The 23,613-nt window shown below is 73.2% G+C and carries 3 protein-coding genes and 1 pseudogene; 1 reads left to right on the top strand and 3 read right to left on the bottom strand.

Annotation, left to right across the window (positions count from 1 at the left end):
- Positions 1–167: 167 nt before the first annotated feature.
- Positions 168–1,163, bottom strand: a pseudogene (locus tag GWK61_RS24925) (ATP-binding cassette domain-containing protein); the annotation flags it as partial.
- Between the two features lie 99 nt (positions 1,164–1,262).
- Here GWK61_RS24925 and GWK61_RS24920 point away from each other — a divergent pair.
- A complete protein-coding gene (locus tag GWK61_RS24920; protein ID WP_194911818.1) occupies positions 1,263–1,919 on the top strand; it encodes a TetR/AcrR family transcriptional regulator in 657 nt (218 codons plus the stop codon).
- A 297-nt stretch (positions 1,920–2,216) separates the two neighbouring features.
- Here GWK61_RS24920 and GWK61_RS24915 read toward each other — a convergent pair whose 3' ends face one another.
- Both GWK61_RS24915 and GWK61_RS24910 read right to left on the bottom strand, forming a co-directional pair.
- Positions 2,217–8,690: a type I polyketide synthase gene (locus tag GWK61_RS24915; protein WP_194911816.1), complete on the bottom strand. Its 6,474-nt coding sequence runs from the start codon at positions 8,688–8,690 to the stop codon at positions 2,217–2,219.
- A gap of 8 nt (positions 8,691–8,698) precedes the next feature.
- Positions 8,699–23,554 (bottom strand): type I polyketide synthase, encoded by a 14,856-nt coding sequence (locus GWK61_RS24910; protein WP_194911814.1) that lies wholly within the window; start codon positions 23,552–23,554, stop codon positions 8,699–8,701.
- Positions 23,555–23,613: the final 59 nt, after the last annotated feature.

The raw sequence follows: 23,613 nt of genomic DNA, 5'->3' as shown, positions 1-23,613 counted from the left end.
GCATTGGCGATCAGGTTCTGCTGCGGCTCGATTCCGGCGCCGTAAAGCGTGGCGAGCTGATGCACCATCTCCGGGATGTCCAGCGCCGACTCGTGCTGCAGAAGCCGGGTGGTCACATCGTTGGCCGCGGTTGAGTCAGCCGCCGGGTCGGCGGTTGAGTCAGTGGCCTGATCAGCGGCCGGGCCGGCGGTGTGGCCGGTCAGCGTGAGGAAGACCTCGTCGAGGCTGGGCTGGCCGAGCGCGAAGTCGGCGACCGCGACCCCGGCCTCGGCGAGCCGGACCAGGGCCTGGCCGACCAGCCGGTTGGCGTCGGTGGGGTCGGCCGGCGTGCCCAGCAGGGCGGACAGGGCCAGCGGGTCGGGGTCGAGGTGGACCGTCGCGCCCAGCGCCCTGGTCAGGATCTCCTGCGCCAGCGCGCGCCGGCCGCCGTCCAGCAGCCGCAGGTGCAGCGCGCCGGAGCCGACGCGCGCCTTGAGCTGCGTCGCCGTGCCCTGGGCCACGATCCGGCCCTGGTCGATGATCGCGATCTGCTCGGCGAGCTGGTCGGCCTCCTCCAGGTACTGGGTGGTCAGCAGGACGGTGGTCCCGGCCGCGGCGATCCGGCGGACCAGCTCCCAGACCTGGTTGCGGCTGCGCGGGTCCAGCCCGGTGGTCGGCTCGTCGAGGAAGAGCAGGTCGGGCGTCACGATCAGGCTCGCGGCGATGTCGAGCCGGCGGCGCATCCCGCCGGAGTAGCCGCGCACCGGCCGGCCGGCCGCCGCGGTCAGGTCGAAGGCGTCCAGCAGGTCGTCGGCCCGCGCTCGGCCGGCGGCCCGGGACAGGCCCTGGAGCCGGCCGAGGATCAGCAGGTTCTCGGACCCGGTCAGGTCCTCGTCCAGGGAGGCGAACTGGCCGGTGACCGAGATCCGGGCGCGGATGGCGTCGGCCTCGGTCGTCACGTCGTGGCCCAGGACGCGCGCGGTGCCGCCGGTGGGCCGGGTCAGCGTGGCCAGGATGCGGATGGTGGTGGTCTTGCCCGCCCCGTTGGGGCCGAGGAAGCCGAACACCTGGCCGGCCGGGATCGTGAGATCGATACCGTCCAGCGCGCGCTTCTCGCCGTAGGCCTTGACCAGGCCACGCATCTCGATCGCCGGACGGCCCTCGTCAGCGTTCTTCGTTGGCATGCTGCCAGCGTTCTCTATCTCTTACGCGCTGTCAAGGTTATTGGCGGCTTATCTCTGACTCGTTGTCAAAGTTATGCACCCCGGGATACCCTTCGGAAGATGGCTGACCTGCGCGACACCACCAGCAACGGCGCCGGCAACAGCAATGGCGCCGGCACCGGCACCGGCACGCCGACCCGGCGCCGCCGAGCCGACGCCCGGCAGAACATCGACGCGATCCTCACCGCGGCCCGCGTCGTCCTCGGCCGCCAGCCCGACGCCGGCATGGAGGAGATCGCCGCCACGGCAGGCGTCACCCGCCAGACCGTCTACGCGCACTTCCCCTCGCGCGACGCCCTACTGGCGACCGTCGTGCAGACGGCGGCCGCCGAATACGCGGCCCTCCTCGACGACGCGGACCTGGACACAGCCCCGCCCGCCGAGGCACTGGCCCGCTTCCTCGCCGCGGGCTGGGAATTCATGCACCGCTACCCGCTGCTGCTCACCGCCGCCGCGTCCTCGGTCCCCCGGCCGACGAGCGACGACCCGCACGACGTCGTGCCGCCGAGGCTGGAGCGGATCATCGAGCGCGGGCAGGAAGGCGGCGAGTTCGACGCCGCACTGCCCGCGACGTGGCTCGCCGCCGCCGTCCTGGGGCTGCACCACACGGCTGCGGCGCAGGTCGCGGGTGGGCAGCTGAGTGCGGAGGAGGCTCAGTCGCTGTGTTTGGAGAGCACGCTGCGGGTTTGCGGTGCGGCGGCTGCGGGATCGAGCTGAAGCAGGGCTCGAAAATGCCAGACCGGCGCTAACCTGCCTGGCCGCACAAACAACCGGGCCGGCGCCAGATCACCATCGGTCGCCGCCGCATCAGCCAGGGCAGCAAGCCTCGCGCGCCATTCGCGCGGCGGCACTGTTCGCCAGAGGTCAGACTGCCTGGCCGGCAGCGATCGGGTCGGCGCCACATCTCCATCCGCCGCCGCTCGCCGGGACCCGACTCGCCCTGGCCGCACAAGCACACCGGGCCGGCGCGCATCCCAGCTGCGCGCCGACCCGGTGTGTTGTTGGGGCGTCAGGTCACTCGGTGCCGGTGACACCTCCGTCGATGAGCGCGAACAGCTCGTCGTCGGTCGCGGAATCGACGGCGATCTCCTCGCCGGGCAGTTCGCCGCTCGCTGGCTGGGCTTCGTTCCATCGGCTCAGTAGTGCCTGGAGGCGTCGGGTGACTCCGTCGCGGAGGTCCGGCTCGTCGCGCAGGCGCAGGAGGGTTTTCTCAAGGTTCTCGATCTCGTCGAGGACCGGCGGTGACTTGGGTGCCCCCGCCTCGGGGACGACCTTGGTGCGCACGTAGGCGGCGAGTTCGGCCGGGGTGGGGTGGTCGAAGACCACCGTCGCCGGGAAGCGGCAGCCGGTCGCGCCCGACAGCCTGTTGCGGAGGTCGACTGCGGTGAGGGAGTCGAAGCCGAAGTCGCGGAACGGGCTGTTGGCGTCCATGGCTGCCGCTTCCCCTCCGCCGAGTGCGGCGGCGGCGTGCGAGCGGACCAGGTTGAGCAGGAACTCCTGCTGGTCGCTCTCGCTCAGCGAGGACAGGCGGCGCGCCAGGTCCGCGGCGGGGTCGGCGGAGGCGGAGTGCGTTCGGGCGGTCGGCACGGTGACCAGTCCGCTCCACAGCGCCGGGAGTGAGCCCTCGCGCGCCAGCGAGCGGAGCCGGGCCGCGCGGACGGGGGCCGCCAGCAGGACCGGTTCGGCGCTGCCGCGCGCGGCGTCGAACAGGGCCAGCGCCTGCTCGGTGGACAAGGCGCCGAAGTACCCGCCGACGCGTGCCCGGTGCGAGCCGGTCATGTCCGCGGTCAGCTCGCTGGTCTGCGCCCAAAGCCCCCACGCGATCGACGTCCCCGGCAGGCCCTCGGCCCTCCGGTGGCCGGCGAGCGCGTCGAGGAAGACGTTCGCCGCCGCGTAGTTGCCCTGCCCGGGAGCCCCGGTCAGTCCGGCGCCGGAGGAGAACAGCACGAACTCGGCAAGGTCTGCCTCAGCAGTGAGCTCATGAAGATGCAGTGCGGCGTCGACCTTGGGCCGCATCACCGCGTCGATCTTCTCCGGCGTGAGAGACGACAGGACCCCGTCGTCCAGAACACCGGCGGCATGTACCACCGAGGTCAGCGGATGCGCGGCCGGAACCAACGCCAGCGCCCGAGCCAGGTCCGCGCGGTCCGCGACGTCGCAGGCCACGATCTGCGCCTCGGCACCCAGCTCAGCCAGCTCGGCCCGAAGCTCCTGCGCACCGGACGCCTCAAGCCCGCGCCGGCTCAGCAGCATCAGATGCCGCGCACCCCGCTCGGCGAGATGCCGCGCGACGACGCCGCCCAGCGTGCCGGTGCCGCCGGTGACGAGCACCGTCCCCTCGGGGTCCGGCGCCGCCGGAATGGTCAGCACGATCTTGCCGACGTGCCGCGCCTGGCTCATATACCGGAACGCCGCAACCGCGTCGCGGACGTCCCAGGTGGTCACCTTCGGCAACGTCAGCGCGCCGGCGCGGAACAGGTCCAGGATTTCGACCAGCATCTCGCGGACCCGATCCGGTCCGGCCTGGCGCAGGTCAAAGGCCTGATAATCGATGCCGGGGTGGGCGGCCGCGACGTCGGCGGCGGAGCGGATGTCCGTCTTCCCCATCTCGATGAAGTGCCCGCCCGGCCTCACCAGCCGCAGCGAGGCGTCGACGAAGTCCCCGGCCAGCGAGTTCAGCACCACATCGATGCCACCAGCGGCGGTCGCCTCGCCGAAACGCTGCTCGAAGTCGAGCGTCCGGCTGGACGCGATGTGCGCGTCATCGAGCCCTGCGTCCCGCAGCACCGGCCACTTGCGCTCACTCGCGGTCGCGAACACCTGCGCGCCACGGTGCCGCGCCAACTGCACCGCCGCCGAACCGACGCCACCGGCCCCGGCGTGGATGAGCGCCGACTGTCCGGCGGCCAGTCCACCGAGGTCGAAGAGCCCGTAGTACGCGGTGAGGAACGCCACCGGCATCGACGCGGCCTGCTCGAAGGACCAGCCCTCGGGGACCTTGGCGAGCAGCCGGTGATCGGTCACGGCCACCGGGCTGAACGCGTTGGTCCAGAACCCCAGGACTCGGTCTCCGGGCGCCAGGTCGGTCACGTCCGCGCCGACCGCGGTGACCACGCCCGCGCCCTCGCTGCCGAGCTCCTTCTCGCCGGGGATCATCCCCAGCGCGGTGACCACATCACGGAAGTTCAGCGCGGCGGCACGCACGGCGACCCGCACCTCGTCCGGGCCCAGCGGAGCGTCGAGCGCCGGGCACTCGGTCAGCGTCAGGCCCTCCAGCGTCCGGGCGTCGGTGGCTTCCAGACGCCAGGACGCGGCGCGCGCCGGCGGCAGAAGACGTTCGCCGCTCTCGGCGTCGGCCAGGCGCGGTGCGAGCAGTTCCCCGGAGCGGATGGCTACCTGGGGTTCATCGGACGCCGCCACCGCCGACCAATCGGTGCCCGATCCGTCGTCGTCGGCCAGGACGAATCGGCCCGGGTGCTCGGTCTGCGCGGTGCGGATCAGGCCCCACACGGCGGCCGAGGCCAGGTTCGCCGTTTCGGCTCCCGCAGTGACAGCACCCTGCGTTCGGATGACCAACCGCGCCGCGCCGAAGCCGTCATCGGCCAGCCATGCCTGAGCGACCTCCAGCGCGGCGGCGGTCACCGTCCGGGCTGAGGCGGCGATGTCGTCGGTGGTCTCAGGCACCGTCCACACCACAAGATCCGGCGCCGACACGCCCGCCGCGATAGCCGCGCGCAGGTCCGCCAGATCGCGGTAGTCGCTACCGAGCACCGCGCAGCTCTGTCGGGCTGCCTGTACCGCGGCGACCGGCACCCACGTAAGCCGGAACAGCGCATCGCGCAGCGCGGTCGACGTCGCGGCCCGCTGCTGCCAAGTCGAGGCCGGCCGCACCACGATCGCCCCCACCGACACCACCGGCCGTCCGCCGAGGTCCGCGGCGGCCAGCGCGACCCGGTCCGGGCCGATCCGCCGGACCCGGACCCGCAGGTCGGTCGCGCCGGGAGTTGCCAGCGCCACGTCGCCGAACACAAACGGCAGCACGAGCCCCTCCCCCGGCACGGCCAGCCCGGCCACCTGCGCGGCCGCGTCCAGCAGCGCCGGGTGGACGCCGAACCGCTCGGCGTCGCCGCGCAGCTCGGAGGGCAGCCCGACCTCGGCGTAGACGTCGTCGCCGAGCCGCCAGGCCCGGCTGATCAGCTGGAAGCTCGGGCCGAAGCCGTATCCGTGCTCTGCGAATCCTGCGTAGAGCTGGTCCGTGGGCAGCTCTTCGGCGCCGGCCGGCGGCCAGATCACGAAGTCGCCGAAACCTTCCTCGGACATGTCGGTCGAGCCGGTCAATTCACCAACAGCGTGCGCAGTCCACTCGCCGTCAAGCGAGGCTTCCTCAGGCCTCGAATACACCGTCACCGGACGCCTGCCGAGCTCATCCGGCGTTCCTGCAACGACCTGGAGCCGGACCGCGCCCGCCGACGGAAGGATGAGCGGCGCCTGAAGCGTCAGCTCCTCAATCCCCTGACACCCGGCCTCGGTAGCAGCCCGCAGCGCAAGCTCGACGAACGCCGTCCCGGGCAGCAGCGCCTGGCCCGCGACCTGGTGGTCGGCCAGCCACCGCTGCCCGTGCAGCGCGAGACGGCCGGTCAGCACCACGGCCTCGCTGCCGGCGACGTCGACCGCCGCGCCGAGCAGCGGATGCGCACCGGCACGCAGCCCCGCCCTGCCGAGCGCATCGCCCGACGGCGCCTTGGGCTCCTGCCAGTAACGCTTCCGCTGGAAGGCGTACGTCGGAAGGCTGACGAAGTGGTCCGGCTGCGGACCCAGCAGCTTCTGCCAAGCGACCGGCACGCCGCCGGCCCAAGCCTGCGCCACCGAACCGAGGAAGTCGTCCTGGCCGCCACGGTCGCGATGCAACGTGCCGACGGCGATCGCCGCGGCCTGCGCCTGCTCGATCGATTCCTGCAAAGCCACCGTCAGCACCGGATGCGGGCTCGCCTCGACGAACAACCCGTAACCCCGGTCGAGCAGGGTCCGGGTCACCTCGTCGAAGCGCACAGGCTCACGCAGGTTGCGGTACCAGTACTCCGCGTCGAGCCCGGCGGTGTCCAGCTGCGTGCCGGTGACTGCCGAGTAGAAGGGGATGTGCGAAGCAACCGCGTCGATGCCCTTCAGCTGCGCCAGCAGCTCCTCGCGGATCCGCTCGACGTGCGGGGAATGCGAGGCGTAGTCGACCGGGAGACGCCGAACCCTGATCTCCGAGTCCTGATATTCGGCGACCAGTTCCTCGATCGCGTCGATGTCGCCGGACACGACCACCGATCCGGGACCGTTCACCACCGCGATCGACAGCTTGCCCGTCCACCGCGCGAGCAACGCGTCGGCCGCCTCGGGCGCCACACCCAACGACGCCATCGCACCCTGCCCCGACAGCGACCCCAACGCACGGCTGCGCAAGCAGACCACGCGCGCCGCATCCCGCAGCGACAACGCGCCGGCCACGCACGCGGCGGCGATCTCGCCCTGCGAGTGCCCGACCACCGCGGCCGGCACGATGCCCGCCTCCCGCCACAGCTCGGCCAGCGACACCATGACCGCGAACAACACCGGCTGGACGACGTCCACCCGGTCCAGGTCCGGCGCCCCGGGCGTCTCGCGCAGCACGTCGCGCACCGACCAGCCGGTGACCGCCGCGACCGCCTCGTCGCATTCGGCGAGCCGGTCACGGAAGACCGGGGACGCGTCGAGCAGCCCGAGGGCCATCCCCCGCCACTGCGTTCCCTGGCCGGGGAACACCAGCACCGCCTCGCCCGGACGGTTGCGCGCCAGGCCCTGGACCAGTCCGGCGCCGGGCCGTTCCTCGGCCAGATCGCTCAGCCCGGCAAGCAGTTCGGCGCGGTCAGCGCCCAGGACGACAGCCCGGTGGGTCAGCGCCGAGCGCCGGATCAACGCGCTCGCAACATCGAGCGGTTCCAGTTCGGGACGGTCCTGAAGGAACCGGGCCAACTGCGCGGCCTGCGCACGCAGCGCGGCCTCTCCCCGCCCCGACAGGACCCAGGGCACAGGACCGCCGACAGGCGGTGTATCAGTCTGCTGTGACTCCAGCGCAGTCTCTTCTGTCGCTTCCGGCTCAGGGGCCTGCTCAAGGATCAGGTGAGCATTGGTCCCGCTGATACCAAAGGACGAAACCCCGGCCCGGCGCGGACGACCCGTCTCAGGCCACTGCTGTGCCCGGACCGCCAGCCGCACCGCGCCCGACGTCCAGTCCACGTGCGGACTCGGCTCGTCCGCGTGCAGCGTCGCCGGCACCACGCCGTGCCGCATCGCCAGCACCAGCTTGATCACGCTCGCCACACCCGCGGCCGCCTGCGTGTGGCCGATGTTCGACTTCACCGATCCCAGCAGCATCGGCGCGGCGCCGGCGTGCGCCTGGCCGTACGTCTCCAGCAGAGCCTGCGCCTCAAGCGGGTCGCCGAGCCCGGTGCCGGTCCCGTGCGCCTCCACCACGTCCACCTCGGACGCCGCGACCCCGGCGCTCGCCAGCGCCGCCTGGATCACCCGGCGCTGCGAGGGGCCGTTCGGGGCGGTCAGCCCGCTGGACGCGCCGTCCTGGTTCGTGGCCGACCCGCGGATGACGGCGAGCACTTCGTGCCCGCGCCGCCGCGCCTGCGACAGGGTCTCGACCAGCACCAGGCCGACGCCCTCGGCGAACCCGAACCCGTCGGCACCGGCGGCGAACGCCTTGGAGCGGCCGTCCGGGGCCAGCGCCCGCATCCGGCTGAACTCGATGAACACCTTCGGGCTCGACATCATCGCCGCGCCGCCGGCCACCGCCATGGTGCACTCGCCGGTCCGCACCGCGTGCACGGCCTGGTGCAGCGCCACCAGCGACGACGAGCACGCCGTGTCGACGGTGACGGCCGCGCCCTCCAGCCCGAACACGTACGCCAGCCGCCCGGAGACGACGCTCGGCGTGGTCCCGGTGACGACGTATCCCTCCACGCCGGTCGGGTAGTCCGAGGGACCGGCGCCGACGAAGACCCCTGTCTTGCTCCCCTTCAGGGTCGCGGCGTCGACACCGGCGTCTTCGAACAGCTCCCAGCAGGTCTCCAGCAGCAGTCTCTGCCGCGGGTCCATGGACAGCGCCTCACGCGCGGAGATCCCGAAGAAGCCCGCGTCGAATTCCGTGGCTCCCTGCAGGAATCCGCCCTCGGAGACGTAGGAGGTGCCCGAGTGGTCGGGGTCCGGGTCGAAGAGCTCTGACAGGTCCCACCCTCGGTCCTGCGGGAAGCTGTCGATGGCGTCGCGGCCCTCGGTCAGCAGCTGCCACAGCCCCTCCGGGGACACCACGCCCCCGGGATAGCGGCACGCCATGCCGACGATCGCGACCGGCTCGCCGAGCTTGGCCTCGAGTTCGTCGTTGCGCCGGCGCAGCCGCCGGGTCTCCTTCACCGATTCCCGCAGGGCGCCGGTGATTTCTTCGATCGATGCGCTCATGGAAGCCTTTACTCCTCGGTGCTGTGAACGGCGCGGATGAGTTCGCCGAGATCCATGTCGTCCACGGCGTCGATCTCGTCTTCACGGTCCTGCTGGTCCTCGCCGCCGTCGTCCGCCGCGTCCGGCACCTCGTCGGCCGGACCGGACAGTTCGCCGAGGCGTTGGGCCAGCGCGGTCGGGGTCGGGCAGTCGAAGATGAGCGTCGCGGGCAGCCGCAGGCCGGTCGCGGCGGCGAGCCGGTTGCGCAGCTCGACCGCCGTCAGGGAGTCGAAGCCGACGTCCAGGAAGCCGCGTTCGGCGTCGACGGCGGCCACCGAACCGTGCCCGAGCACCGCCGCGGCGTGCTTGCGGACCAGGTTCACCAAAGCCTGGCGCCGCTCGGCCGGGGCCAGCCCGGCGAGCAGTTCGGTGAGTCCTCCGGCGGACTGGTCCGACCTCGTCTCAGCGCTCTGACGGGCGCCGCCGCGCGGCACCAGCCGGCTCAGCACGGCCGGGAGCGTGCCGGCCTCGGCCTGGGCACGCAGCGCGCCCCGGTCGATGTGGGCGCCGACGACCATCGGCAGCCCGGACTCGATCGCCTCGTCGAGCATGGCGAGCGCCTCGGGCACGGACATGGACTGTGCCCCGGCCCGGGCCAGCCGCTCCCGGTCCTGCTCGTCGAGTTTGCCGGTCATCCCGCTGTCCGGCGCCCACAGACCCCAGGCGACCGATGTTCCGGCCTGCCCGCGAGCGCGCCGGGCGGCGGCGAGCGAGTCGAGGAAGACGTTGGCGGCGGAGTAGTTGGCCTGCCCCGGGTTGCCGATCACGCCGGCGGCCGAGGAGAACGTGACGAACATGCCCAGCGGCAGGTCGTCGGTCAGCTCGTGGAGGTGTGCGGCGGCGTCGACCTTGGGGCGCAGGACCCGGGCCAGCCGGTCCTCGGTGAGCGCGGTGAACACCACGTCGTCCAGCACACCCGCGAGGTGGACCACCGCGGTGAGCGGATGCTCGGCCGGGATGTCGGCCAGCAGGCCGGCCACCGCCGCGCGGTCGGCGACGTCGCATGCTGCGACGCGCACGTCCGCGCCGAGCTCGGTGAGCTCAGCGGTGAGCTCTCCGACGCCCTCGGCCTCGGCACCCCGACGGCTCGCCAGGACGATGTTGCGCATCCCCCACGGACCGGCAAGGTGCTTGGCGACCAGGCCGCCGAGGGTTCCGGTGCCTCCGGTGATCAGCACCGTGCCCGCGGGGTCGGGGGTCGGCGGGATCGTCAGGACCAGCTTGCCGACGTGCCGGGCCTGGGCCATGTAGCGGAAGGCTTCGGGCGCTTCGCGGATGTCCCAGTCGCGGGTCGGCAGCTCGGTCAGCGTGCCCTGCTCCAGCAGCGGGACGACGTCGTCGAGCAGCGAGCGCATCACCGCCGGGGTGGTGTCCCGCACCAGGTCGATCTGCTCGTAGAGCACGCCGGGGTAGTCCTGCGCGACCTCCTCCGGGCTGCGCACGTCGGTCTTGCCCAGCTCGATGAACCGGCCGCCCTTGGGCAGCAGCCGCAGCGAGGCGTCGACGAGCTCGCCGACCAGCGAGTTCAGGACCACGTCCACGCCCGCGCCGTCGGTGGCTTCGAGCATCTGGTCGGCGAAGGCCGCGTCGCGGGAGGACGCGATGTGGTCGTCGTCCAGGCCCAGCTCCCGGAGCACGTCCTGCTTGGCCGGGCTGGTGGTGGCGAAGACCTCGGCGCCGAGGTGGCGGGCGATCTGGATCGCCGCCATACCGACGCCGCCGGTGCCGGCGTGGATCAGGACCCGTTGTCCGGCGCTCAGCACTGCGGTCTCGACGAGGGCGTAGTAGGCGGTCAGGAACGCCGAGGGGATCGCGGCCGCCTGCTCGAAGGACCAGCTCTCGGGCATCGGGGCGAGCCAGCGGTAGTCGGTCACCGCCTCGGTGGCGAAGGCCGCCGGGATCATGCCCAGGACCGGGTCGCCAGGCTTCATCCCGATGACGTCGGGGCCGACCGCCTGGACGACGCCCGCGCCCTCGCCGCCGATGAAGTCGCCGCCGCCCGGGGCCATCCCGAGCGCCACCATGACGTCGCGGAAGCCGATGCCAACCGCCCGCATCCGCACCCTGACCTGGCCGGACGCCAGCGGTTCGGGGCTGGCCGGGAACGGCTTGAGCGCCATGGCGTCGAGCACGCCGGACGGGTCCGGCTCCAGCCGCCACCGGCCTCCGGGCGGCGCGGTCAGCGCGTGCCGCGAGGTGGCCAGGGGTGCCAGGCGCGGAATCAGGGCGACGCCGCGACGGATCGCGAGCTGCGGCTCGTCGCCGGCCAGCGCCTGCACCAACGGGACGACGGCGTCGGGCCCGTCGAGGTCGGCCAGGACGATCCGGCCGGGGTTCTCGGTCTGCGCCGAGCGGAGCAGGCCCCAGACGGGAGCGGTGGTCAGGTCCGGTGCGCCGTCGCCGGGTGCGGTCGCGACCGCGTCGCCGGTGACGACGACCAGCCGGGAGTCGGCGGTGCGGTCGTCGGCGAGCCAAGCCTGGACGTCGCGCAGGACGCCGGCGGTCGTGGCGAAGGCTGAGCCGGGCAGAGCGGCGTCGGCGGCCGAGCTGACGGGCAGCACGACGATGCTCGGGCACGGCTGACTTTCGGCCAACAGAGCACTGAGATCGGGATAGCTCTGCGGAGAGATTCCGGCCTCCGCCAATCCAGCGATCAGACCGAACGGATCAGCACCGAGCAAGTCAGCACCATGCACGCCCGCGCCGATCAGGCCGTTGCCATACAAGCCCGCGCCGAGCAGCACCCAATCCGTGGCGACCTGGCCGGTGGGCCGCGCCGGCGGCGCGATCCACTCCAGCTCGAACAGCGACCGGTCGGCCGGGGCCGCGGCCAGCGCCAGCTGCTCGGCCGGCACCTGGCGGCTGACCAGGCGCTCGATCACCAGGACCGGGTCGCCGTTCTCGTCCGTCGCGGTGATCGACACGGTGTCCGGGCCGATCGGCGAGATCCGCGCCCGCAGGTCGCGCGCGCCAGGGGCGAACAGCGACACGCCGGTCAGGCTGAACGGCAGCCGGACCATCTTGCCCGCACCCGCGCCCTCGGCCTGTCCCATCGCCGGGGCGAGCATCATCGCCTGGAACGCCGCGTCGAGCAGCGCGGGGTGCACGCCGTAGCGGTCCGCCTCGTCGCGGACCCCGGCGGGCAGCGACACCTCGGCGTACACGTCGTTGCCGTGCTGCCAGGCCTGGCGCAGGCCGCGGAACGAGGGCCCGTAGACGTACCCGCCTTCGGTCTCGGCCTTCGTGTAGAAGGCGTCAGGGTCCTGCAACACCGGCTCGGCTCCGGCCGGGGGCCATTCGCTGGTCCGGGCCGGGGCGGGAAGGCTGTCGGTGGTCAGGACCGCCGAGGCGTGCCGCGTCCAGCCGCCGGGCTCGCCGTCCCCGGCCTCGGGCCGGGTGTAGACGGCCAGCGGACGGCGTCCCGGATCGCTCGGCGGGCCGACAATCAGCTGGATGCTCACCGCCTCGGCGTCGCTGAGGAACAGCGGCGCCTCCAGCGTCAGCTCCTCGACCCGGGGGTGCCGGGCCTGGCTGCCGGCCCGCAGGGCCAGTTCGGCGAACCCGGTCGCGGGCAGCAGCCGCGCCCCGGTGACCCCGTGGTCGGCCAGCCAGGGCCGGGTGCCGGCGGACAGCCGTCCGGTGAGCACCAGGCTGTCGCTGTCGGCGAGCTCCACCGCCGCACCGAGCAGCGGATGGGTCGAGGCCTGCACGCCGAGCGCCGCCGGGTCCGCGGCGGTGGGCGCCTGGCCGCGCCAGAACCGCTGCCGGTCGAAGGCGTAGGTGGGGAGCGGGACCTGCTCACCGCCGGGGATCAGCTTGGCCCAGTCCAGGTCCACGCCGTTCACCCAGGCCTGCGCCAGCGAGGCGACGAAGCGGGCCAGGCCGCCGTCGTCACGCCGCAGCGAGCCCACCGTCAACGGCTCGGCCAGGCCCTCCACCGCCATGGCGGTCTCGGTCACCGCGGAGGTCAGCACGGAGTGCGGGCTCGCCTCGATGAAGGTGGTGAAGCCGTTGTCGAGCAGCTTGCGGGTGGCGTGCGTGAACAGCACCGGCTCGCGCAGGTTGCGGAACCAGTACTCCGCGTCGAGCCCCGTGGTGTCGATCGGCTCCCCGGTCACCGCGGAGTAGAACGGGATCCGCGAGCGCTGCGGCGTGATGTCAGCGAGCTGCTTCAGCAGGTCCTCGTGCATCGGCTCGACCTGCGGCGAGTGCGAGGCGTAGCTGACCTCGATGCGGCGGATGCGGATGCCGCGCCGCTCGCACTCGTCGGTCAGCTCGTCCAGCGCGGCGGTGTCGCCGGCGACGACGACCTGCGTCGGGCTGTTGACGGTCGCGATCGTGACACGCTCGCGCCACGGGGTCAGGAGTGTGGTGACCTGCTGCTCGTCAGCGTGCAGCGACGCCATGCCGGCCGAACCGGTCAGGCGGGTGATCGCCTGGGCCCGCAGGGCCACGATCTTGGCGGCGTCCTCCAGCGACAGCGCGCCGGCCACGTGAGCGGCCGCGATCTCGCCCTGCGAGTGACCGACGACCGCCGCCGGGCTGACTCCGTAGTGCTGCCACAGCCGGGCCAGCGAGACCATCACCGCGAACAGCGCGGGCTGCACGACATCGACCCGCTCGAAGCCGGGCGCGCCGTCGACCCGGCGCAGCACGTCGGTCAGCGACCAGTCGGTGTAAGGCGCCAGGGCCTGCTCGCATTCGCGGATGGACTCAGCGAACTCCGGGCTCGCGTCAAGCAGTTCGGCGGCCATACCAGACCACTGACTGCCCTGGCCGGGGAAGACGAAAGCGATGCGCGGCTTGTTCCGCGCGGTGCCGCTGACCAGTGCCGCGTCCGGCTCGCCGTCGGCGAGCGCGGTCAGCAGGCTGTCGTAGTCGTCCCGGTCGGCCCCGAGGACGACCGCGCGATGCTGAAGCGCGGCCCGGCTGGAGGCCAGGCTCCAACCGATGTCGCGCGGCGACGCTGCGGAGTCCGCAGTCTCGTCCGCAACCAACCGGCGCAGCTTGACGGCCTGCCGACGCAGCGATTCCGAGGTGGCTGCCGAAATCGGCCAAGGAATCGGAGCGGTCGGGGCCTCGGGCTCTCGCACCGGCATCTCTTCCAGCGCCGGTGCCTGTTCGAGAATGATGTGGGTATTGGTGCCGCTCATCCCGAACGCGGACACGCCAGCCCGGCGCGGACGACCCGTCTCAGGCCACTGCTGCTGCTCGACCGCCAGCCGCACCGCGCCCGAGGACCAGTCGACGTGGGCGCTCGGCGCGTCCACGTGCAGGGTCGCGGGCACCAGGCCGTGCTGCATCGAGAGCACGAGCTTCATCACGCCAGCCGCGCCCGCGGCGGCCTGGGTGTGGCCGATGTTCGACTTGATCGACCCCAGCAGCACCGGCCGGTTCGCATCCCGGCCCTGGCCGTAGGTCTCCAGCAGGGCCTGCGCCTCGATCGGGTCGCCGAGCGAGGTGCCGGTGCCGTGCGCCTCCACCACGTCCACCTCGGACGCGGTGACGCCGGCGCGCGCCAGCGCGGCCTGGATCACCCGACGCTGCGACGGGCCGTTCGGCGCGGTCAGTCCGTTCGACGCGCCGTCCTGGTTGACCGCGGAGCCGCGGATCACGGCGTGCACGTAGTGGCCGTTGCGCCGCGCGTCGGACAGCCGCTCGACGAGGAACAGCCCGACGCCCTCGGCCAGCGCCATGCCGTCGGCGGCGTCGGCGAACGCCTTGCAGCGTCCGTCCGGCGCCAGCGCGCCGAGCCGGCTGAACTCGGTCAGCTCCTTCGGGCTGGCCATCACCGCCGCGCCGCCGGCCACGGCCATCGTGCACTCGCCCGAGCGCAGCGCCTGGGAGGCCAGGTGCAGCGCGACCAGAGAGGAGGAACAGGCGGCGTCGAGGGTCAGGGCCGGGCCTTCCAGTCCGAACACGTAGGACAGCCGCCCGGACATCACGCTGCCGGTGGTGCCGGTCGCGGCGTAGCCCTCGGCCCAGTCCGGCACCTGGATCGCCGCCGACGCGTAGTCCGTGGGGTTGCCGCCGATGTAGACGCCGGTACGGCTGCCCTTCAGGCTCGGTGCGGCGATGCCCGCGTTCTCGAACAGCTCCCAGCAGGTCTCCAGCAGCAGCCGCTGCCGGGGGTCCATGGCCAGGGCTTCACGCGGGGAGATAGCGAAGAACTGCGCGTCGAAGTCGGCTATGTCCTCCAGGAATCCGCCCTCGCGAACGTAGGCCGTCCCCGAGCGGTCGGGATCGGCGTCGAACAGCTCGGCCAGGTCCCATTCCCGGTTCTCCGGCAGGCCGCCGATGGCGTCGCGGCCCTCGACGAGCAGCCGCCACAGCTCGTCCGGCGACTCCACGCCGCCGGGGTACCGGCAGGCCATGCCGACGATCGCGATCGGCTCACCGTCGTCGGCGACGAATCCGATACCGCCGTCGTTGGTGTCGGCCGCCGGACCGGCCAACTCGCCGAGGACCAGCTCCAGCAGGTGCTCGGCGACGGCGGTCGCGGTGGGGTAGTCGAAGGCGATGGACGCCGGGAGGTGCATGCCGGTGGCCGCGTTCAGCCGGGTACGGAACTCGACCGCGGTCACGGAGTCCGAGCCCATGTCGGTGAAGGGCCGGTCCGGGTCCACGTCCGAGGCGCGGTCGTAGCCCAGGACGGCTGCGGCCTCGGTCCGGACCACGTCCAGGACCGCCCATTCGCGTTCGGACTCGGTCACTCCGGACAGCAGCCGGCCCAGCGCGGTCGCCCCGTCCACGCCGTCGCCGCCTGCCGCTGCCCGGGCTTCGGGGATGTCATCGAACAACGGCTGCGGACGGATCGAGGTGAACAGCGACGCGAACCGGTCCCATTCCACGTCGCCGACCACGACAGAGGTCTCGTCCTGGTCGAGCACCCGCTGCAGGGAGCGCAGCGCCTGCTCCGGATCCAGCAGCGGCAGGCCCTGACGTTGCGACTGGCCGGCGAGCATCGCCAGCAGTTCCGGATCGTCGTCCTGTTCCCCGAACGGGTTCCAGACACCCCACGCGACGGAGGTTCCGGCCAGGCCGCGCGCGCGGCGCTGGGTGGCCAGGGCCTCCAGGTGTGCGTCGGCGGCGGCGAAGACGCCGTGGTCGCCCGCACCCCAGACGCCTGCGACGGAGGAGTACAGGACGAAGGCGTCGACGGTGTCTTCGGCGTCCGGGCCGAGCAGGTCGTCGAGGACCTGCGCGCCGGTGACCTTGGCATGGAGCGCATTGGCGAGTTGGGCTGTCGTGGTCGTCGACAGCGGGTCGCGCTCAGGGGACACGGCCGTGTGGATGACGCTGCGCACCGGCCTCCCTGCGACCCGCGCTTCGCGCAGGACATCCGCCATGGCATCGCGGTCCGCGACGTCGCAGGCCGCGAACGTCACTGCCCCTCCGGCGCGCACCAGTTCGGCCTCGAGCTCGCGCGCGCCCGGCGCGTCCGGACCGCGGCGGCCGACCAGGATGAGGTGTCCGGCGCCCCGCGACGCCAGCCACCGGGCGAGCCGGCGGCCGAGCCGTCCGGTACCGCCGGTGATCAGAGTGCTGCCGCCGGGCTGCCAGCTCCGCGCGGCCGGGACGTCGGTCACCGGGTCGCGGACCAGTCGGCGCACGTGCACGGCGCCGTCCCTGATCGCCACTTGGTCCTCGTCGCCCAGGGCGCCGCCGAGCACCGCGCACAGCTGCTCCAGGGCCTCCGCGCCGAGCGCGCCCGGCAGGTCGATCAGGCCGCCCCAACGCTGCGGGGACTCCAACCCCGCCACTCGTCCCATACCCCAGACCTGGGCCTGCGTCGGCGACGCCGGATCACTGTCGGCCACGGCCACGGCGCCGGCGGTCGCCAACCACATCGGGATGTCGGCTTCGAGGTCGCCGAGGGCCTGGATCAGGGCCAGGGTGGCCGCCGTGCCGGCCGGGGCGTCCGGGAACTCTTGATGCGGACGCTCGTCCAGCGCCAGCAGGGAGAGCACTCCGGCGGCCGCTGTGGCAGTCGCGTTCCGAAGCAGGTCGGCGATGTGCTCCCGGCCGTGGCAGGTCGGATCGAGGGCAAGTAGCTTCGCGTCCACGTGCCTCGCGACAAGCGCCGCGCACACGTCGGATGCGGCGGCGGCTCCCGGGCCGTTGTCGGGCGCCAGGATCAGCCAGGTTCCGGTCAGCCCAGTCGGCGCGATCGGCCCAGTCGGCCCAGTCGGCGCGGCGGCGGCGCTTCCAGCGGCGAGACCGTCAACGGGCCGCCAGGCGATGCGGTACCGCCAGGCGTCGAGTTCGTGGCCTGCGATGTCCGGGATCGCGGTGGCCTCGGCGGTGTCCGGCGCGAAGGCCGGCTGCCAGTCCACGTCGGCGCCCCGGGTGTAGGCCTCGGCCAGGGAGGTCAGGAGGCGTCCGGTGCCGCCATCGTTGCGGCGCAGCGTGCCCAGCGCTCTGGCATTGCTGCCGGTCTGCTCGATCGTCTCCTCGACGGCCGGGGTGAGCACCGGGTGCGGGCTCGTCTCGATGAACAGGTCGTGGCCGTCGGCCAGCAGCGCGCTCACCGCGTCCTGGAACCGCACGCGCTCGCGGAGGCTGCGATACCAGTACTCCGGGCCGAGCTCGGCGGTGTCGAGCAGGCCGCCGGTCGCCGAGGAGTAGAACGGCGTCGTCGAACGGCGCGGCGTGATCCCGGCCAGGACGTGTCCGAGCCGTTCCCGGATCTGCTCGACGTGCGGCGAGTGCGAGGCGTAGTCCACCTCTACGCGCCGGAAGCGAACTCCGTCGGCGTCGCAGATCGCCGCCAACTCGTCCAGGGCTGCCACGTCGCCGGCGACCACGACGCTGCTCGGGCCGTTGATCGCGGCGATCGACACCCGGCCGGTGAAGGGATCCAGCACGCGGCCGACCGTTTCGGAGTCCAGGGCGATGGAGGCCATGCCGCCCTGCCCGGACAGCCGGGTCAGCTCGGCGCTGCGCAGGGCCACGACGCGCGCCGCGTCCCGCAGCGACAGCGCGCCGGCGATGTACGCGGCGGCGATCTCGCCCTGCGAGTGACCGACCACGGCCGAGGGCACGACCCCGCGCGAGCGCCAGAGCTCTGCCAGCGAGACCATCATCGCGAAGAGCGTGGGCTGCACGACGTCGACCCGGTCCAGCGACGCCGCTCCCGGCGCGCCGGCGATCACGTCGGCGAGCGACCAGTCCGTGAACTCCGCCAGGGCCTGGTCGCACGCGCGCATCTGGTCGGCGAAGGCAGGCTCGGCGGCCATGAGTTCGGTGGCCATCCCGGGCCACTGCGCACCCTGGCCCGGGAAGACCAGGGCGATCTTCGCGGCGTCGGTGACAGTGCCCTGAATCAGGCTCGCGGTGCTCTTGCCGTCCGTGAGCGCACTCAACCCGTCGCCGAAGCCCGCCGACTCCTTGGCCAGCACGACGGCCCGGTGTTCGGCCGAGCCCGGCAGGGCGGCGAGGGCGGATCCCACCTTCTGCGGGTTGAGGTCCGCCTCGCGGGCGGTGTGGTCCCGCAGGGCCGCGGCGCGTGCACGCAGACCGGTGGCGCTGGCCGCAGACAGGACCCAGGGGACGTCCGGCAGGCCGGAGGTGTCGGCGAACTCGCGGTACCAGAACCGGCGGCGCTGCCACGGGTAGGCGGGCAGGCTGACGGGTCGGCGCGAGCCGGGAGCCGGGGCGGGGACGGCACCGGCGGCGAAGAGCTCGGCCGCGGTGGCGGCGATCTCATCAGCATCCTGAGGCAGGACGTCGACGAAGACGTCGGCGTCGCTGTCCCAGCTGTCGACCGCACCGTCTACGGCAGCGAGCCGCAGGGCCTCGTCCAGCTCCAGCACTCCGGCGGCCCAGGCGGCTGCGATCCGGCCGGAGCCCTCGCCGACCGCCGCGTCCGGGACGAGCCCGACTGTGGCCCACAACCGGGTCGCCGCAACCTGGTGGCAGAACAAGTACGCCGCATCGACTGGCAGCGCGGCGGTCAGCTCAGTAGCGCGCGCCACAACGGAACTCAGCGCACTGGCATACTCCGGCAGCTCTGCGAGGCGCGCTCGCACCTCCGCAGAGGGCAGCTCACTACCGAATCGGAACCCGACAGTGTTCTCGACGCCTTCGGCAACCGTCGCCATCCGGCCGGCCGGCGTAGCATGGCCGCGCGCCGCCGCCTCCAGCGTGGCCACGATGGCCGCGGCATCCGTCCCAGTGACGGCGAGCCGGTGTCCCAGCCAGGTACGGCGGTAGGCGCTCGTGTAGACGATGTCGTCGAGCTCGTCCGGTGCCGCGCGCAACCGCGCGGCGAGCCGTCCCGCCGCCTGACGCAACGCCGGCTCGGAGCCGGCCGTCACCATCAGGACGTAAGGCGCCCGACGCGGCGCGCCGCTCGTCTCGTGCTCCGGCTCGACCTCCGGCGCCTGCTCGACCACCACGTGCGCGTTGCTGCCGCTGAACCCGAACGAGCTCACTCCCGCGCGCCGCGGGCGGTCGCGCTGCGGCCAGGGCCGCAGCTCGGTCACCACCGAGACCGGGAGCCGGTCCCAGTCGATCTCCTTCGACGGGCTGCTCATCAGATGCGGCGGCAGCTCGCCGTGGTGCAGTGCGAGGACCACCTTGAGCAGGCCGGTGACGCCGGCCGCGGCCTCCAGGTGGCCGATGTTGGCCTTGGCCGCGCCGATCAGCACCGCCTCGTCCGCGGCCCGGCCCGGGCCCAGGGCCTCGGCGAGGGCGCGGACCTCGATCGGGTCGCCGAGCGGCGTGCCGGTGCCGTGCGCCTCGACGTAGTCGACGTCGCGCGGTGCCCAGCCCGCGGTCGCGACCGCCTGCTTGATGACGTCGACCTGCGCGGAGGCGTTGGGCACGGTCATGCCGCCGCTGGCGCCGTCCTGGTTGACCGCGGTCCCGCGGATCACCGCGTAGACGCGGTCGCCATCGCGCTTCGCGGCGCTCAGCGGCTTCAGGATCAGCGCCGCCGCGCCCTCGCCGCGGCCGTAGCCGTCGGCCGCGGCGTCAAAGGTCTTACACCGTCCGTCGGGGGCCAGGGCGCCGGCCGCGGACATCGAGACCGACACCGTCGGCGCGACGATGACGTTGGCCCCGCCGACGATCGCGATCCCGCAGTCCCCCTGCCGCAGTCCCTGGCACGCCAGGTGGACGGCGGTCAGCGAGGAGGAGCACGCGGTGTCGACGGCGATGGAGGGCCCGTTCAGTCCCAGGAAGTACGACAGGTGCCCGACCGCCGCGGCGAAGGTCGTGCCGGTCCCGAAGAAGTGGTTGACCTCGGCCATGTCCCGGGTGAGCAGCTGCTGGTAGTCGGCGGTGTTGAGGCCGAAGTAGACGCCCGCGGCCTGGCCTTCGAGGCGTGCCGCGCTCTGGCCGCCGTCCTGGAGCGCCTCCCAGGCGACTTCGAGCAGCAGGCGGTGCTGCGGGTCGAGCGCCTTGGCCTCGCGCGGGGAGACCCGGAAGAAGTCGGCGTCGAAGCCCTCGATCTCGTCGAGGTAGCCGCCGCGGGTCGGGACGCCGGCGCCGGCCTCGGCCCAGATCGGGTCGGCCCGGCGGCTGGAGGGCAGGTCGCGGACCGCGTTGCGGCCCTCGGCCAGCAGCGACCAGAACTGCTCGGGCGAGTCCGCCCCGGGCAGCCGGCACGCCATGCCGATGATCGCGACGGCGTCGTCGGACTCCTCGGGTGCCCCGCCGGACGCCACCGACGAGACACCAGCCTGATCGCGCGCGCCGGCGTCGGCGAAGAACGCGCTCAGCGCCTCGATGGTCGGCTTCTCGAAGACGATCGTCGAGGGCAGTTCCATGCCGAACTCGGCCGACAGCCGGTCCCGCAGCTCGACCGCGGTCAGCGAGTCGAGGCCCTGGTCGAACAGGCCGCGGCGGCGGGGCAGGATCTGCCCGGCGGGCAATCCGAGGACCGCCGCGACGTGTGCCTCGACGCGCTGCACCAGACCGCGATCGGACTTCGCGCCGGCCTTCGGCGCAGCGGCCGAAGCCGGGACGACGGCGGGCACGGGCGAAAGCGTGGGGGTAGCCCGCGCGCCGCCGTCGTCGGGTGCCACGGTGCCGGCCGGGTGCGCCAGCACCTCGCCGACCACGTGGCCGTCACTGTCGACCAGGCTCAGCCGGACCGGCTCGGAGGCCGCTCCAGCCGTCCCGGTCGCTCCGGTCGCTCCGGTCGCTCCGGTCCGTCCAGTCGCCGGGCCGCTCCCCTGGTCGCCGAGATCGACGCCCGGCAGCCAGTAGGAATCGCCGCCCCAGGAAGGCACGGGCAGAGTCCGGTAGCGCCCCGGCCGGCCGGTGATCGCCGTCCAGTCCACCCCGACGCCGGCGACGTGCAGCTGCGCGAGGGTCTTGCGCAGCGAAAGCTCTCCGGGCTCGTCCCGGCGCAGCGTCGCCACCGCCGGTCCGCGCCGCTCGCGCAGGCGGCCGGCGTCAGCGAGCTGACGGATCAGGGTCGGGTGCGGGCCGATCTCGACGAACGCCCGGTCGCCCCCGGCGAGCAGCCGGTCCACGGCCGGCCACAGGAGCACGGGGTCGGTGAGGTTGCGCTCCCAGTACGCGGCGTCGAAGCGCACGTCGGACTCGTCGGGCAGCACGCTGGAAACGATCGGCACCGAAGGCGTGAGGGCGGTCAGCTCGGCCAGAGCCTGGCGCAGCCGCGGGCCGCATTCGGCGACCACCGGGCTGTGGAACCCGTATCCGCCGGCCAGCGCCTTGCAGCGCAGGCCCCGGTGCTCGAGCACCGCCGCAGCCGATTCGACGGCCTTCACCGGACCGCTGAGCACCACCGCGCCGGGCCCGTTCACGGCGGCGACGACCACCGGCAGGCCGGCCTCGGCGATCAGCGCCTCGGCCATGGCGCGGTCCGCGCGGACCGCGAGCATGGCGCCGCGACCCGCCGTCTCCTGCAGGATCAGGCCGCGCCGGACCGCCAGCCGGACGGCGTCGGCACGGGACAGCGCGCCGGCCGCGTGCGCGGCGGCGATCTCGCCGACGCTGTGTCCGACCACTGCGACCGGCCGGACGCCGGACTCGGCCAGCCAGCCGGTCACCGCGGTCTGCACCGCGAGCAGCGCGGGCTGGACGATGTCGGTGAGTTCGAGCCGACCGTCCGAGGTGCGCAGCACGTCCAGCAGCGACCACGACACGTCCCGGCGGATCAGCGCGTCGCACTCGTCGAGGACGTCGCGCACCACCGGCGAGGTCTCATACAGGTCCGCAGCCATACCGGCCCACTGCGAGCCCTGGCCGGAATAGACGAACACGGTCTCGGGGGCGTCGTCGGGATCGACCTCGCCGACGTAGACGCCGTCCGGCGCTTCCTCGACCTCACCGAGCACCGCGGCGAGTTCCTGCGGTTCCGTGACGACGGCGGCAAACCGGTGCCGCTCATGGGTACGCCGGGTAGCAGCCGAGGCGAGGAGATCGTCGAGCGCGTCTTCATCGGCCGTCGCTCTGGCACCGATGCCGGCGACCTGCTCGGCCATCCCCGCCTCGTGGAACGCCGACGCGAGCAGCACGTAGGGACCGGCCGGCCGAGCACCGACGGGCTCGACCTCCGGAACCGCGAACCCTTCGGCGATCACGTGCACGTTCGTTCCACTGAGCCCCGAAGAACTCACCGCAATCCGCACCGGCCGGTCCAGTGCTTCCAGGCTCACCGCTTGGATCGGCACCGCCATCCGGCCCCGGTCCCAGGCCACCGCCGAGGTGAGCCGGCCGGGATCGGGCTGCGCGGGCACCTGGCGCGTGTTGATGACGTACAGGCCCTTGAGCAGCCCGGCGATTCCCGCCGCGGCGTCGGTGTGTCCGAACACTGCCTTGTTGGAGCCCACGTACAGCGCCGGCCGGTCCGCGTCGCGCGGCCGGCCGTAGACCTCGTCCAGCGCCATCAGCTCGACCTGGTCGCCGAGCGGGGTCCCGGTGCCGTGGGCCTCGACGTAGTCCAGGTCCGACGGGCCGATCCCGGCGGCGCCGAGGGCGGTGCGCAGCAACTCGGCCTGCGCGGCGCCGTTGGGCGCGGTGATGCCGAGGCTGCGGCCGTCGTGGTTGGCCGCCGAGGCGCGCAGGACGGCGTAGACCCGGTCGTGGTCGGCCAGCGCGTCGGAGAGCCGCTTGAGCACCAGCACGCCGCAGCCGTCGCCGCGCAGGATGCCGTCGGCGTCGGCGGCGAAGGGCCGGCACCGGCCGGTCGGCGAGATCGCGCCGATCTGGTTCATGAAGGCGGTCAGCTCGGGGGTGAGCATCAGGCTGACGCCGCCGGCCAGCGCGACGTCGCTCTCGCCGCTGCGCAGGCTCTGGCCCGCCAGGTGCACGGCCAGCAGCGAGGACGAGCAGGCCGTGGTCAGCGAGGCCATGGGGCCGCGCAGGTCGAAGGTGTAGGCCAGACGGCCGGCCACGAAGCTGAACTCGTTGCCGCTGCCGTAGTGCGGCCCGACGCCACCAAGCCCGAGCGTCTTGGTGTGCAGGGTCAGGTAGTCGTGGGAGAAGACGCCGAAGAAGGCCGCGGTGCGCGTGCCACGCCAGGCGTCGGCGGGGCGGCCGGAGTCGCTCATCGCCTCCCAGGCGACCTCCAGCATCAACCGCTGCTGCGGGTCCATCGCGCCGGCCTCGCGCGGCGCGATGCCGAAGTAGGAGGCGTCGAAGCGGTCGATCTCGTCCAGGAAGCCGCCGCGGCTGCCGTCGAGACCGCTGTCCCAGCGGGTCGCGGGCACGTCGCGGAAGACGCCGGTCCCGGCCGTGAGCGCCGCGCCGAAGTCGTCCAGGGAGCGGACGCCGCCGGGGAACCGGCAGCCGAGGCCGACGACGGCGATCGCGTCGTCGGCCGGGTTCATCGTCAGTAGTTCTACCATCGGAGCTGTTCCTCGCTCTGCAGTGAACGTCCGCACGTCGGCGTCGGGATACCGGGAGG

Origin of the sequence: Catenulispora rubra (assembly GCF_015356825.1) — a bacterium.
Lineage (GTDB): Bacteria > Actinomycetota > Actinomycetes > Streptomycetales > Catenulisporaceae > Catenulispora > Catenulispora rubra.
The sequence above is the reverse complement of the archived record's forward strand: the minus strand, read 5'-3'. Positions and strand labels throughout refer to the sequence as shown.

Excerpts from the sequence above, each read along its gene's own strand:
- GWK61_RS24920 (WP_194911818.1), top strand. The coding sequence starts at position 1,263 with ATGGCTGACCTGCGCGACACCACCAGCAACGGCGCCGGCAACAGCAAT.
- GWK61_RS24915 (WP_194911816.1), bottom strand. The coding sequence starts at position 8,690 with ATGAGCGCATCGATCGAAGAAATCACCGGCGCCCTGCGGGAATCGGTG.
- GWK61_RS24910 (WP_194911814.1), bottom strand. The coding sequence starts at position 23,554 with ATGGTAGAACTACTGACGATGAACCCGGCCGACGACGCGATCGCCGTC.